At 72.4% G+C, this 13,315-nt stretch carries 11 protein-coding genes and 1 pseudogene; 5 read left to right on the top strand and 7 right to left on the bottom strand.

Annotated features, from left to right (window positions below):
* Positions 1–9: 9 nt before the first annotated feature.
* On the bottom strand, positions 10–2,934 hold the full coding sequence (locus AB0B76_RS20550) for a glycosyl hydrolase (protein ID WP_360377261.1): 2,925 nt from the start codon (positions 2,932–2,934) through the stop codon (positions 10–12).
* Positions 2,935–3,192: 258 nt separating this feature from the next.
* On the opposite strand from AB0B76_RS20550, the gene AB0B76_RS20555 reads away from it, so the two are divergent.
* The gene (locus AB0B76_RS20555) at positions 3,193–3,837 is read left to right on the top strand and encodes a fasciclin domain-containing protein (protein WP_360377263.1); all 645 of its coding nucleotides are present in this window, start codon (positions 3,193–3,195) and stop codon (positions 3,835–3,837) included.
* Here the strand turns inward: AB0B76_RS20555 and AB0B76_RS20560 are convergent.
* Complete coding sequence (locus AB0B76_RS20560) at positions 3,821–4,231, bottom strand: hypothetical protein (protein WP_360377440.1); 411 nt, start codon at positions 4,229–4,231, stop codon at positions 3,821–3,823. The two genes, AB0B76_RS20555 and AB0B76_RS20560, sit on opposite strands and share 17 nt — an antisense overlap.
* Before the next feature lie 529 nt (positions 4,232–4,760).
* Between AB0B76_RS20560 and AB0B76_RS20565 the strand changes: the two are divergent.
* Positions 4,761–5,760: pseudogene (locus tag AB0B76_RS20565) on the top strand (molybdopterin-dependent oxidoreductase); the annotation flags it as partial.
* 344 nt (positions 5,761–6,104) lie between these two features.
* Entirely contained in the window at positions 6,105–6,638 is a 534-nt protein-coding gene (locus AB0B76_RS20570; RefSeq protein ID WP_360377266.1) for a GNAT family protein, read from the top strand.
* Here the strand turns inward: AB0B76_RS20570 and AB0B76_RS20575 are convergent.
* Together AB0B76_RS20575 and AB0B76_RS20580 are read right to left on the bottom strand one after the other, a co-directional pair.
* Complete coding sequence (locus tag AB0B76_RS20575) at positions 6,599–8,653, bottom strand: MMPL family transporter (protein ID WP_360377269.1); 2,055 nt, start codon at positions 8,651–8,653, stop codon at positions 6,599–6,601. The two genes, AB0B76_RS20570 and AB0B76_RS20575, sit on opposite strands and share 40 nt — an antisense overlap.
* 100 nt (positions 8,654–8,753) lie before the next feature.
* Positions 8,754–9,353: a DJ-1/PfpI family protein gene (locus AB0B76_RS20580; RefSeq protein ID WP_360377271.1), complete on the bottom strand. Its 600-nt coding sequence runs from the start codon at positions 9,351–9,353 to the stop codon at positions 8,754–8,756.
* Positions 9,354–9,452: 99 nt separating this feature from the next.
* Between AB0B76_RS20580 and AB0B76_RS20585 the strand changes: the two genes are divergently transcribed.
* A complete protein-coding gene (locus AB0B76_RS20585) occupies positions 9,453–10,355 on the top strand; it encodes a helix-turn-helix domain-containing protein (protein WP_360377438.1) in 903 nt (300 codons plus the stop codon).
* Here AB0B76_RS20585 and AB0B76_RS20590 read toward each other — a convergent pair.
* Positions 10,348–10,971, bottom strand: coding sequence for an MBL fold metallo-hydrolase (locus AB0B76_RS20590; RefSeq protein ID WP_360377274.1), 624 nt, complete (start codon positions 10,969–10,971; stop codon positions 10,348–10,350). The two genes, AB0B76_RS20585 and AB0B76_RS20590, sit on opposite strands and share 8 nt — an antisense overlap.
* A 46-nt stretch (positions 10,972–11,017) precedes the next feature.
* Positions 11,018–11,428, bottom strand: a complete 411-nt coding sequence (locus AB0B76_RS20595; RefSeq protein ID WP_360377277.1) for a MarR family transcriptional regulator — start codon at positions 11,426–11,428, stop codon at positions 11,018–11,020.
* Positions 11,429–11,517: 89 nt separating this feature from the next.
* On the opposite strand from AB0B76_RS20595, the gene AB0B76_RS20600 reads away from it, so the two are divergent.
* Positions 11,518–12,831, top strand: a complete 1,314-nt coding sequence (locus AB0B76_RS20600) for an MFS transporter (RefSeq protein ID WP_360377280.1) — start codon at positions 11,518–11,520, stop codon at positions 12,829–12,831.
* 5 nt (positions 12,832–12,836) lie between these two features.
* On the opposite strand, the gene AB0B76_RS20605 is transcribed toward AB0B76_RS20600, so the two are convergent.
* Positions 12,837–13,295, bottom strand: coding sequence for a MarR family winged helix-turn-helix transcriptional regulator (locus AB0B76_RS20605; protein WP_360377283.1), 459 nt, complete (start codon positions 13,293–13,295; stop codon positions 12,837–12,839).
* Positions 13,296–13,315 lie beyond the last annotated feature (20 nt).

Genomic DNA, 13,315 nt, shown 5'->3' on the forward strand with positions numbered 1-13,315 from the left:
CGCGCGTGGTCAGGCCACCGTGTACGGGATGGTGAGCGCCGACTGGTTGCCGTTGGCGGCGCTGGCGTCGACCCGCACCGTCGTGTCCGCGTTGCCGATGGCGTTCCACAGCTCGAGCCGCACACAGCCGTGGTTCATCGCCGACAGCGTGCCGGTCGCCGAGGAGAGGCCCACGGCCTGGGTGTACTGCTCCGTGCCCGCGACCGGGTCGGTGGCGAAGTACCGGTACGTCTCGACCCGGCCGTAGCTGCCGCCGCCGGTGAAGTCGTACGAGACGCGGGCCTGGATCCCCTGCCCGACCGTGCCGCCGGCGTCGACGTGGAACGTGAACTGGGTCGCCGTGCCGTTCGTTCCTCCGGTGATGCCGCAGGCCGTGTACGTCACGGGATTGTGCGGGTTACCGTCCCAGTTCCCGTTCGCGGCGGTGACCGTCTGCGTCGTGGCGGCACTGCCGGCGGTGGTGCTGAGCGCGGGCCCGGAGCGCAGGAAGAACTTGTTCGAGCCCGCCGGCGGCGGCGAGCTGGAGACCGACGGCGACGGCGACGGGGAGGTCGACGTCGGCGGCGGGGACGAGGGCGGGTTGCTGGTGCCGTTCCCGCCGCTCCAGGTGTACGCCCCGTTCGTCGCCGTCTTCCCGGCCCCGACGGTCAGCGTGTGGCCGTCGGAGAACGTGACCGTGAGCGCTCCCGTCGTCAGGTTCGTCGCGGCGTACGTGCGCTGGCCGTTCTTCGTGAACACCGCGTACAACGGCGTGTTCGCGGTCACCGACGTGTCTACCGTGCCCAGGGCGGCGAGGTTGCGGATCCAGTGGAAGGTGTGGGCCCTGCTCTCGCCTTCTTCCGGGGTGTACCCGGAGTTCGCCCGCAGGTTCGCCAGCGCCTGGTCGCCGTTGCCCAGCGCCTGGAACGACCACAGCACGTCCTGCCACACCGTGGGCGGACCGCCGTTGTTCGTCGTCATCTCGTTGTAGTTCGTCGCGATGTACGCCGGCTTGTACCCCAGGTACAGGGAGCCGCCGGTCACCGGCAGCATGTTGATGCCCTGGATCATCTCCGGCTCGGCGCTGAACCAGGTGGCGTACGCCCCGCCGTCGCCCCAGACCATCCCGACCGTGTTGTGGGCGAAGGTCGCCGGGAAGTTCTGGTTCGCCGAGTCGAACCAGTACTCCTGGATCGCCTGGGCCTGGGTCGTGTAGATGTACAGCCCGGCGTCGCGCACGGCGGTGTTCCCGGTCGCGATGCCCCACTGGATGAGCGCGTTGGCGAAGTTCATGCCCTCCGAGGACGACTCCTGGTTGTTGCCGGCCCCGAAGGAGGCGTGCCCGGAGGCCCAGTCGTGCCCGGCGTAGATGTCGAAGTCGCGCAGGAACGGGAACATGGTGTCGGCCCGGTCCGGGTTGTTGGCGTCGCGGATGAGCAGGTTCACCATCCCGCCGTACGCGCTCGTCGCCGCCCACGCCTTGTCGAACTTGGCCAGGGTCGCGGCCGCGGCGATGTAGTAGCCGTAGTGGAAGTGGTGGTCGTTGAGCTCCTGGTCCGAGCCGTACGAGGCCGGGTAGCCGATCAGCGTGCCCCAGGCCTGGTTGTACACGAACAGCCGCCCGGCCTCGCCCGAGCCCGCGGTGAACCAGTCCGTCAGGCGCGTGCGGATCGCGCCGAGCAGGGCGTCGCGCTGGGCCGTGCGGCCGAGCTGGTCGGCCAGCTCGGCGGCCCGGGCGGCGCGGCCGAGGCCCTTGCCGGTCCAGTAGGTGTCGTCGCCGAACCCGGCGAGCGGGTCGCCGGTGGCCACCTGGTCGAGGTAGCCGCCCACTGTGGACAGATCGGCGCCGGAGGAGTCGGCGACGGCGGGAATCTCCGGCAGTACACCTTGGTAGCGCGTCGTCGTCGTGAACGCTCCCAGTCCGGTGAGCACCTTCATCGGCCCGCGCGCGGAGACATAGGTCTGCGCGATGGGGCTGCCCGCGGCGAGGCTCTTCCACTGGTGCGGGTAGAGGGCCAGCACCGTGCCGGAGCCCGTGCCTTCACGGGCGGTGGTGGTGACGGTGTACGTGGCGTTCACGGCGCTGCCCGCCTGGTCGTAGCTCCAGGCGACGCGGGTGCCGGTGACGTGGTTGTGCGCGTACTGGCCGTACGTGTTCGCCAGCGCGGTACGGTCCGCCGCCGGTGTCGACGTGGTGGTCGGCAGCAGCGCGACGGAGTAGTAGTCCTTGCCGGCCAGGGTCGAGGTGATGGCCGAGCCGCTGACGGTCCACGTCGCGCCGGTGGGGGCGTACGCCATGTAGTCGTGGCCGCGCACGGTGAACCCGACGCGCGCGCCGCTGTTGGACCACACGGCGGGCGCGCCGCCGAAGGTGAGCTGGGCGTTGCCGCCGGAGGTCCGGGCGTACACGAACGGCAGCCCGTGACCGATAGTCGTCTTCAGCGTGCGGGCGCCGTCGGACCACGAGGGGGTGACGGTCCAGTCGGTCCAGCCGTCCACCAGGGTGTTCGGCGCGTTGAGGCCGGTCACGCCCAGGGTGAACTCGGTGGTGTACGGGAAGTGGTACTCACCGACGCCGGTCGCCGTCCCGGAGATGGCGGCGTCGGTGGTGTACGACACGCCCAGTCCGTCGGCGGCGGGCTTGAAGGCCATCGGGTGGGCCTCCAGCGGCAGGGCGTAGTTGCAGTCCGTGCGCTTGAACAGCAGCGAGGACCACCAGTCGTTGGTGGGCACGGCGCCGGCGGGGGCGTTGGCCGTGACGTACTGGCGGGGGTTGGTGGCGATGCTGCCGCAGCCGGTCGGGCCGGTGGTGCCGGCCGGGTTGGTGGTGGCGTAGCTGCCGGAGCCGAGCGTGGCGGCCTCGGCGTTCGGCAGGGCGAGGAAGGTCAGTGCGGTCGCGACGACGGCAACGGCGAGGGCGCCGACCGCGATGGGCCGGCCTTTTCTCAGGCGCATGGAGTGGACTCCGTGGGGTGTCGAAGTGGCGGCTTCGGATGGGGTCCTTGCGAAGCATGCGCGCGAAATGCGACGAGTGTCAATGACCGGTTTGCAGAGAGCGCTCTCCGCTGTTGCTTTGAGCTGCTGATACATGGTGAGAGCGCTCTCGGTTCACCCGGGCGGTGCAGCGGTGGAATCTTCGGCGGATCTTCGGCCCGTCCGGGACGACTTCGGCCGCGAATCATCAATGAACGTACCGATTCAAGGGGATTACTGATGTTTCGTACCAAGCTCGCCGCCGTGGCCGCCGCCTCCGCCCTCGTCCTGTCGCTCGCCGCGTGCGGCGACAGCTCGGACGACACGGCGGCCCCCGCCTCGACGATGACCACCGGTGCAACGATGACGACGGGCGCCGCCCCGTCCAGCGCCGCCCCGATGATGGGCGCGCAGTTCGGTGCGGGCTGTGCGGCGGTGCCGTCCGACCCCGCCAACCCGGGCAGCTTCGACGCGATGGCGAAGGTCCCGGTCGCCTCGGCCGCCTCCGGCAACCCGCTGCTGTCCACATTGGTCGGCGCGGTCAAGTTCGCGGGCCTCGTGGACTCGCTCAACAATGCCAAGGACGTCACCGTCTTCGCCCCGACCAACGACGCGTTCGGCAAGATCGCGAAGGCCGACCTCGACAAGGTCCTCGCGGACCCGGCCACGCTGAAGTCGGTGCTCACCTACCACGTCGTGCCCGGCAAGCTCAGCCCGTCGGACCTCGCCGGCACGCACAAGACCCTGCAGGGCGGCGAGCTGACCGTGTCCGGCTCCGGCACCAGCTTCACGGTCAACGGCAACGCGATGGTCGTGTGCGGCAATGTCCAGACCGCCAACGCCACCGTGTACCTCATCGACACCGTCCTCATGCCCAAGAGCTGATGTCCACAGTGGTCACTCGTCGCCGGGCCGGCCTCTCGGGCCTGCTCGCCGCGGCGGCCGGGATCGCCGTCGCCGAGCTGGTTGCCTCCCTGACCGACCCCGCGACCGGCCCGGCGGTCGCGGTCGGCGGCGTACTCGTCGACGCGGCCCCGACGCCGGTCAAGGAGTTCGCGGTGCGCACCTTCGGCACCGCCGACAAGCCGGTCCTGTTGAGCGGCATCGCGTTGGCGCTCGTCGCCGTCGCCGTGGCGGTCGGCGTGCTGGCGGCCCGCCGCCGCTGGTTCGGAACGGCCGGCGCGGCGCTGTTCGCGATCGCCGGGGCGGCCGCCGCCGTGAGCCGCCCGACCACCGGCCCGCTGGCGGCGCTGCCGTCCTTGGTGGGCGGCGTCGTCACCGCGATCGCCCTGTGGTCGCTGCACCGAAACCCAACGCCGAAAACGATAGGAAAAGCTTTCGGCCCGCGGACGCTGACCCAAAAACTCCTTCGAAAGCCGGCGCGAAAGGTTGTCGGCCTTCAGAAACTGATTCGAAAGCCAACGCCAGAGCCGAAATCGGTGCCAGCGCGGCAGTCGACGTCGGCGCCAGAGGTGCAGCCGACATCAGCGTCAGAGCCGCAGTTGGGGTTGGTGCCAGATTCGGGGACGCCAGCGAGGTGGGTGCAGGATTCGGGGCCGCCGACGGGGTTGGTGCCAGATTCGGGGCCGCGGCCGGAGTCGGGGCGGGATTCGGGGCCGCGGCTGGAGTTGGGGCGGGATTCGGGGCCGCGGCCGGAGCCGGCGCCAACGTCAAGGTTGGAGCTCGAGCCCGAGCCGGGGCCGGGGCCAGGGTTGGGGCCGCAGTCGGAGTCGGAGGTGGCGCCGGTGGGGTTCGACCGGCGGGCGTTTCTGCAGGCGGTCGCGGCGGTGTCGGCCGTAACCGTCGTCGCCGGTGGGGGAGTGGTCGTCACGCGGCGGGTCCGGGGCGGTGCTGCGGCCCGGGATCGGGATGCTGTGCGGTTGCCCGCGCCGGCTGACCCGGCGCCGGCATTGCCGATGGGGACGGAGCCGGGGTTTGTGAGCGCGAATCGGGACTTCTATCGGGTCGACACCGCACTGACCGTGCCGCGGGTCGACCTCGGTGGCTGGCGGCTGCGAATCCATGGCCAGGTCGAGCGGCCGCGTACGTACACCTTTGCGGAACTGTTGCAGCGGGCCCTCGTCGAACGGCACATCACGCTCAACTGTGTTTCGAACGAGGTCGGCGGCCCGTACATCGGCACCGCCCGCTGGCTCGGGGTGCCGCTCGCGCCGCTGCTGCGCGAGGCCGGGATCGACCCTGCGGCCGACCAGGTGGTTGCACGGTCGGTCGACGGGATGAGTATCGGCACACCGGTACGCACGGTGCTCGAAACCCCCGATGTGCTCCTGTGCCTGGGCATGAACGGGGAGCCGTTGCCGCTGGAGCACGGTTTCCCGGTGCGGATGCTGACCCCGGGCGTTTACGGGTACGCGGGGGCGTGCAAGTGGCTCACCAGCATCGAGCTGACCACGTTCGCGGCCGTCGACGCGTACTGGGTCGCGCGCGGCTGGGCGCCCCGCGGGCCGGTCAAGACGGCCTCGCGGATCGACCGGCCGGAGTCGTTCGGGCGTTTGCGGGCCGGGCCGGTACCCGGTGGCCGGGGTCGCCTGGGCCCAGGGGCGCGGGATCGCCGAGGTCGAGGTGCAGGTCGACGAGGAGCCGTGGCGCCGGGCGGAGCTGCTGCCGGTGCCGTCGGACTACACATGGGTGCAGTGGCGGATGACCTGGGCGGCGCCCCCGGGGTCGCACACGCTGCGGGTGCGGGCGACCGACCGTACCGGAGCGGTCCAGCCCGAGCAGCGGGCCACTCCATTCCCCGACGGCGCCACGGGCTGGCACACCGTAACGGTGACCGTCGACGCCTGAGCCGGTCCGACCCGTGCGCTGTGCGATGTGCGCTGCGCGATGTGCGCTGTGCGATGTGCGCTGTGCGATGTGCGCTGTGCGAACCGTGCAGTTGTGCAGCCGAGCGACCTGTGCAGCTGTGCGACCGTGCGGCCTGTGCAGCCGTATCGACCGTGCGACCGTGCGAATTGTGCGGCCGTGCAGCGGTGCGGCCGTGCGAACTGTTGCGGCCGTGCGAACTGTGCGGCGATGCCGTGGCTGGGCATGGCGGTGGCCGGCTCGCCGTGAGTCGAGGCCGGCGTGCGGCGGTGCCGCGCACGGGCGCGCCGTCGACTCGGGGAGTGGCTCCGCGTACGGTGAGGATCATGTTCAGCGTCTCAATCGAGGGCGGGGCCGAACTGCGCCCGCTCGAGCCCTGGCAAGCCGCGGAGTTCCTCGCGCACATGGACCGGGCCCGCGCCGTCGTCGACCCGTGGATTCCCTGGGCTTCGGTCAGCACCGACCTCGACTCGACCCGGGCCACCCTCCAGCGGTACGCCGACCTGCAGGCCCGCGACGCCGGGCGGCTGTTCGGCATCTGGCTCGACGGGACCCTGGTCGGCGGCACGATGTACGTGAACTTCAGCGCCGAGTCCGGCAACTGCGAGATCGGCGTGTGGCTCGAGCCCGCCGGGCAGGGGCGGGGCCTGGTCACCGCGGCGGCCCGGGTCCTCATCGACTGGGCACTGAAGACCCGGGGCCTGCACCGCGTCGAGTGGAAGTGTCGCACCGACAACACCGCCAGCTCCGCGGTGGCGAAGCGTCTCGGGATGCGCCTCGACGGCGTCATCCGGGAGCCGTACCTGTACCAGGGCGTGCGCTATGACACCGAGATCTGGTCCCGGCTCTCCACCGACTGAGGTGCCGCGGCCTTGGCCGGCCACCAGAACGCGTCGCCCAGCAGGAGGGCCAGGGCCGGCACCACGATCGTGCGCACGATCAGCGTGTCGACGACCACGCCGATGCCGACGATGACGCCGATCTGGGTGAGCACGATGACCGGGAGCACGCCGAGCACCGCGAACACCGCGGCCAGCAGGATGCCCGCCGACGTGATCACGCCGCCGGTCGTGGCCAGGGCCCGGACCATGCCCTCCCGGGTGCCGAGGTGCGCCGCCTCCTCCCGGGCCCGGGTGGCCAGGAAGATGTTGTAGTCGACGCCCAGCGCGACCAGGAACAGGAACGCCAGCAGCGGCACGGCGGTGCCGAGCGCCGGGATGTCCAGGAGATGGCGCAGCACGAGGCTGGCGGCGCCGAGGCTCGCCGCGAAGCTCACGACGACCGTGAACAGCAGCAGCAGCGGGGCGACCAGCGAGCGCAGCAGGAGCACGAGGACCAGCAGGACGACCGCGAGCACCAGCGGTACCACCACGAAATCATCGCGAAGGTTGGCGTCGCGCTCGTCGAGGTCCGCCGCGGGGTCCCCGCCCACGAGCGCGCCCGGGAGGCCGGCCAGGCCCGTGCGCAGGTCCTTGACCGTGCGGTCCGCCGCGGCGGTGCCGGAGCCGCTGGTCAGGTCGACGTCGAAGGTGACCAGGGTGCCGTCGTCGGAGCGCTCCGGCTCGCCGACCTTCGCCACGCCCGCGACGCCGTGCGCGACGGCGACGGCCCGGTCGGCGCTGGGAGCGTTCACGATGACCGTGACCGGCTGGGCGGCGCCGGCCGGGTAGTGCCGGGCCAGGGTCTCGGCGCCCGTGACGGACTCGACCTGGGTGCGGAACTGCTCGGTCTGCGACAGCCCGATCTTCGTGCCGGCGAGCCCCGCGGCCAGGCCGGCGAGGAGCAGCACGGCGGCGGCGAGCACGATGCGCGGGCGGCGCTGGACCCCGGCCGCGACCCGGGCCCACAGCCCCGAGTGGGCCGGCTCGTCCGAGCCGACGTGCGGCACGAACGGCCAGAACACGCCGCGAGGCAGGCAGACCAGGGCGGCCGGGAGCACCACGAGGCCGAAGGCGAGCGCGACGACGACGCCGAGCGCGGCGGCCGCGCCGAGGGTGCGGTTGGTGGTCAGCACGGCGAAGAGCAGGGTGAGCAGGGCGAGGACCACGGTGGTGGCGCTGCCGACGACGGCCGGGGCGGCCCCGCGCAGGGCGGCCGCCATCGCCCCGCGGCGGCTCTCGGTGCGGCGCAGCTCCTCGCGGTACCGTGCGATCAGCAGCAGCGCGTAGTCCGTGCCGGCCCCGAAGACCAGCACGGACACGATGCCGCTGACCTGTCCCTCGGTGGGCTGGCCGGCGACCTTCGCGACCCAGGGCAGCAGCTTCGCGACGACCTGGTCGGCGGTGCCGATCACCGCCAGGGGGACGAGCCAGAGGATCGGGCTGCGGTACGTCACGAGCAGCAGCACCGCCACGACGATCGCGGTCGCGGCCAGCAGCGTGAAGTCGGCGCCCTCGAACGCGGCCGAGATGTCCCGGGCGAACGCGGGGCCGCCGGTGACGAGGACGGTGAGGCCCTCGGGTCGTTGCACGGCGGCCACCGTGGCCCGCAGCTGCTCCACCTCGTCGGCGACCTGCTCGATGCCGCCCGCCTTCAGCGGCACGGCGACGAGCAGCGCCTGCTTGTCGCCGGACGGTGCCGCGGGCGCCTGGGCGTGCACGGCCTCGCGGGCCCGGTCGACGGCCTTGCGGTCGTCCTCGGTCAGCGGCCCGCCCGCCCGCTCGAAGACCACCAGCGCGGTCTGGGTGCGGCCGCTGGGGAAGCGGTCCTCGAGCTCGGTGACGCGCGTCGACTGCTTGCCGGCGGGGAGCCCGTCGGTGGCCCGGGCGGCCGGCTGCTCGGGCGAGGTGACGAACGCCAGCGCCGTCAGGCCCGCCGCGACCAGCAGGACGATGATCGCACCGAGCCGGCCGGTGATCGCCGTCGCAATCCGCATCGCGTACCCTCTCGAGAAAATCTTTCGATGATGGAAAGGTTTCCCCGAGTGATACCCCTCAAACGCTAGCGACGCAAGTATCGACGCAACATCTGTTAGATCAGCGCCAGACGATCCCTCGGCGCTCGTACTGGAACATCTCCTCGACGGCCAGCGCGACCGGCGGCCCGTACTCGCGCTCGACGAGGTGCAGGCCCAGGTCCAGCCCGGAGGTGACCCCGGCCGCGGTGACCAGGTCGCCGTCGTCGACCACGCGGGCGCGGACGGGCCGGGCGCCGGTCGCCGCGAGCGCGTCCATGCCCTGCGCGTTGGTGACCGCGGGCCGGCCGTCCAGCAACCCCGCCATCGCCAGGATGAGGGAGCCGCCGCACACGGTCGCCACCGTCACGTCCGGGTTGGCCAGGGCGGCCCGGACCGCCGGTATCACCGGTGACCGCGCGACCCCGGCGAGCAGCGCCGGGATCTCGTCCAACCGGCCGGAGGCGCCGGGGACGACGACGTACCCGGGGGCGTCGGGGTCGAGGGCGGCCGCCGCGCGCAGGGCCAGCCCCCGGGTGCCGCCGACCACCTCCCGCGGCCCGCCCACGGCGACCAGCCGGACTTCGTCGGGCTGGCCGGCCCGGGCGGCGCCCTCGGCGAGGACCTCGAACGGGGCGACGACGTCGAGCGGGTCGAACCCGTCGAACAACACGATCTGCATCAGCACACGAACGATGCTCGCCGTGCGCGACGCGCGCGCCCAGTGGCAGGATTGCCGTTGTCCGGCTGTTTCCTGCCAGGGGGTCTCGTGCACACGGTGATGGTGCTTGCGCTGCCCGACACGATCGCGTTCGACCTCGCGACGCCGATCGAGACGCTCGGGCGGGTGCCCGGGTACCGAGTCGAGGTCTGCGCGGCCACCCCCTCGGTGGCCGCGGGCCCGCTGCGGCTCGAGGTGCCGCACGGGCTCGACGCGCTCGCGCGGGCCGGCACGATCGTCGTGCCCGGGCGCAACGTCGACGAGCCGCTCGACCGCGTGACCCTCGACGCGCTGCGGTCGGCCGCGGCGGCCGGGATCCGGATCGCGTCCATCTGCGTCGGGGCGTTCACCCTGGCCGAGGCCGGGCTCCTCGACGGCCGGCGCGCCACCACGCACTGGGCCGCCGCCGGGGAGTTCCGCCGCCGGTACCCGGCCGTCGACCTCGACCCCGACGTGCTCTACGTCGACAGTGGACAGTTCATCACCTCGGCCGGGGCGACCGCCGGCGTCGACATGTGCCTGCACCTGGTGCGCCGGGATCACGGCGCCGCGGCCGCCGCGCACGCGTCCCGGCTCGCGGTCGCGCCGCTGCACCGGGACGGGGGCCAGGCGCAGTACATCGCCCGCCCGTCCGCCCCGCCGGACGGCGTCGGGATCGGCCCGGTGCTCGCCTGGCTGGAGGAGCACGCGCACCGGGACCTGAGCCTGGCCGGGATTGCCGCGCACGCCGGGCTGAGCGTGCGCACGCTGAACCGCCGCTTCCACGAGGAGACCGGGCGCAGCCCGATGCAGTGGCTGGCCGCGGCGCGCGTGCGGCGGGCGCAGGAGCTGCTGGAGACGACCGAGCACGGGGTGGAGCGCATCGCCCACCTGGCCGGCTTCGCGTCGCCGACGAACTTCCGCGCCCAGTTCAAGCGCGCGACCGGTGTGACGCCGCAGGCCTACCGCACGACGTTCAGATGACCGCTGTGCTCTCGCCGGGGCTCAGGCGCTCGATCGGCACGCCGGTGAGGCCGTGCTCGCCGAGGATGTTCGCGGTCGAGGCCTGGCCGAGGTCGCTCAGCATCAGCTCGTGGATCTGCAGTACCCGCTCCGGCTTGACCGCGCGCACGAAGTCGGCGGCCTCGCCCAGCTTCGTCCACGGGCCGCTCGTCGGCAGCAGGAGCACGCGCACGGGCGCGGCCGGCGCGTGGTACGAGTCGCCCGGGTGGTAGACCGTGCCGTCGACCAGCAGCCCGACGTTGTCGACCCGGGGGATGTCGGCGTGGATCGGGGCGTGCCGGCCGCCGTGGCCGCTCACGGTGAAGCCGGCCACGTCCAGCTCGTCGCCGGGTGCGATGACCGTGACGCGCTCGCCGAGCTTCGCCCGGACCGCCGCCGGGCCGTACACGGGCAGGTCGGGGTGCGCCCGCAGCAGCTCCTCGTCGACGTGGTCGAAGTGCTCGTGGGTGATGAGCACGGCGTCCGCGGTGGCGACGACCGGCCGGGCCTCGGGCGTGAACGTTCCCGGGTCGAGCACGATCGTGCGCCCGTCCTTGTGCAGGGCGACGCAGGCGTGGGCGTACTTCGTCAATCGCATGACGTCGAATATACAGCAATGCTGTACAGCTGAACTGTAAGCAATGTCATGGCTCCAGCTTGCGGATGATGGCCGGCAACCGCCGCAGCACCTCGCGCTCCGACTCGTCCAGGTCGTCGTGCATGGCCCGGGCGATCGCGGCGGCCCGCTGCCCGCGCTCCTCGCCGAGCGCGGCGCGTCCGGCCGCGGTGATGGCCACGAGCAGCTGCCGGGCGTCGCGGTCGTCGGCCCGCAGCGCGACCCGGCCGAGCCCCTCGAGCAGGTTCACGGTGCGCGTCATCGACTGGTGCTTGACCTGTTCGCGCCGCGCCAGCTCGGCGATGGTGAGCGGCCCGCCCCGGTCGAGGTGCCCGAGCGCGGCCGCCTGGCCCGGCGGCATCCGGTCGTGCACGCGCACCCGCCGCACGAAGTCCCCGATCGAGACGCGTAGCTCCTCCGCGAGCTCGAGATCGTCCATCCCGCGACCGTACCGGCGCGGCGGCGGAGAAGGCGCGGCGGGCCGCAATCGCTGGACATCAACCCGGGTTCAGGTCATACGGTCGGGGGATGACCATCCGCGGAGACCGGCCGGCCTTCTTCCACCTGCTCGTGAGCACCCTGCTCGTGTCGGTGATCAACTTCACGGTGTGGTTCGCGATCACGTTCTACGTGTTCCTCGAGACCCGCTCGGTCTTCGCGACCGGGGTCGTCTCCGGGATCTTCCTGGTGCTGACCGCCGCCACCGGGATCTGGTTCGGCAGCCTCGTCGACCACCGGGGCAAGAAGGCGATGATGCAGGTCTCCGCGGGCGTCTCGCTGCTGTTGTACGTTCTGGCGCTCGCCGTGCACGAGACGGCGCCCGCAGGCGCGTTCCGGGACCCGGCCGGCGGCCGCCTCTGGGTGCTCATCGTGCTGCTCATGCTCGGGGTCATCGCCGGCAACATCCGCACCATCGCGCTGCCGACGCTCGTCACCGTGCTCGTCGAGGAGGACAGCCGCGACCGGGCCAACGGGCTCGTCGGTACCACCTCCGGGGTCACGTTCCTCGTCACGTCGGTCATCAGCGGCGTGCTCGTCGCGGCCGGCGGCATGACGTGGGTGCTCGTCCTCGCGGTCGGCGTGCTCACGCTGGCGCTCGCGCACCTCGCCGCGGTGCGGATCGACGAGCGGGCGGCCGCCGCCGGGGCGAGCGAGGGGCGCGGCCGCGTCGACCTGCGCGGCACGCTGCGCATCGTGGCCCAGGTGCCCGGCCTCGGCGCGCTCATCGTCTTCTCCGCGTTCAACAACTTCCTCGGCGGCGTGTTCATGGCGCTCATGGACGCGTACGGTCTGTCGCTCGTCTCGGTGCAGGCGTGGGGCCTGCTGTGGGGCGCGCTCAGCACCGGCCTGATCGTGGGCGGCCTGCTCATCGCGCGCACCGGCCTCGGCCGCAACCCGGTCTGGCTGCTGCTCGCGGTGAACCTCGTGCTGTGGACGGTGACGCTGCTCTTCCCGCTGCGCTCCTCGATCGTGCTGCTCGCCGCCGGGATGTACGTCTACATGCTCCTGGTCCCGTACGCCGAGGCCGCGGAGCAGACGATCCTGCAGAAGGTGGTCCCGTACGAGCGGCAGGGGCGGGTGTTCGGGTTCGCGCAGAGCGTCGAGCAGTCGGCGTCGCCGCTGACCGCGTTCCTGATCGCCCCGGTGGCGCAGTTCGTGTTCATCCCGTTCATGACCGACGGGCTCGGCGCGCGCGCGATCGGCGACTGGTTCGGCACCGGTGCCGACCGCGGCATCGCGCTCGTGTTCGTCCTCACCGGCGTGGTCGGCATCGTCGCCACCGCGATCGCGATGCGCTCCCGGCCGTACCGCCGCCTCAGCCGCCGCTACGCCGCCGAGTAGCTCCCTCAGGGGTGGCGCTGATTGTGGTGCTCCAGCAGCGTTGCCAGCAGCTCGGTGAGCCGCCGCCGGTCCGCGGGCGGCAGGGGCGCCAGTAGCTCGTCCTGCACCTCGGCCAGCCGCTGCTCCAGCCGTCGCAACTGCCGCCGCCCCGCCGTGGTCAGCGAGACGATGTTGCGCCGCCGGTCGGCGGGGTCCGGGGCCCGCTCCACCAGGTCGCGGTCGGCGAGCTCGTTGACGGTCGCCACCATGTCGCTGAGGTGGATGCCGCTGCGGCGGCCCAGATCGGCCTGGCTGGCCGGGCCGAGGTCGGCGAGCGTGGCCAGCACGCGGTAGTGGTACCCCCTGGCGTCGGCGGCCGAGAAACCGTCGCCCACCAGGCGGTGCGCATGGGCGGCGGTCTGGGTGAGCAGCCAGCTGGGCAGGCCCTCCCACCGTGCGGGCGTCGTCTCGGCCGGCTGTTGCATGTGACAAGCCTAACGAACCG

The sequence above is a fragment of the Dactylosporangium sp. NPDC049140 genome (assembly GCF_040648435.1).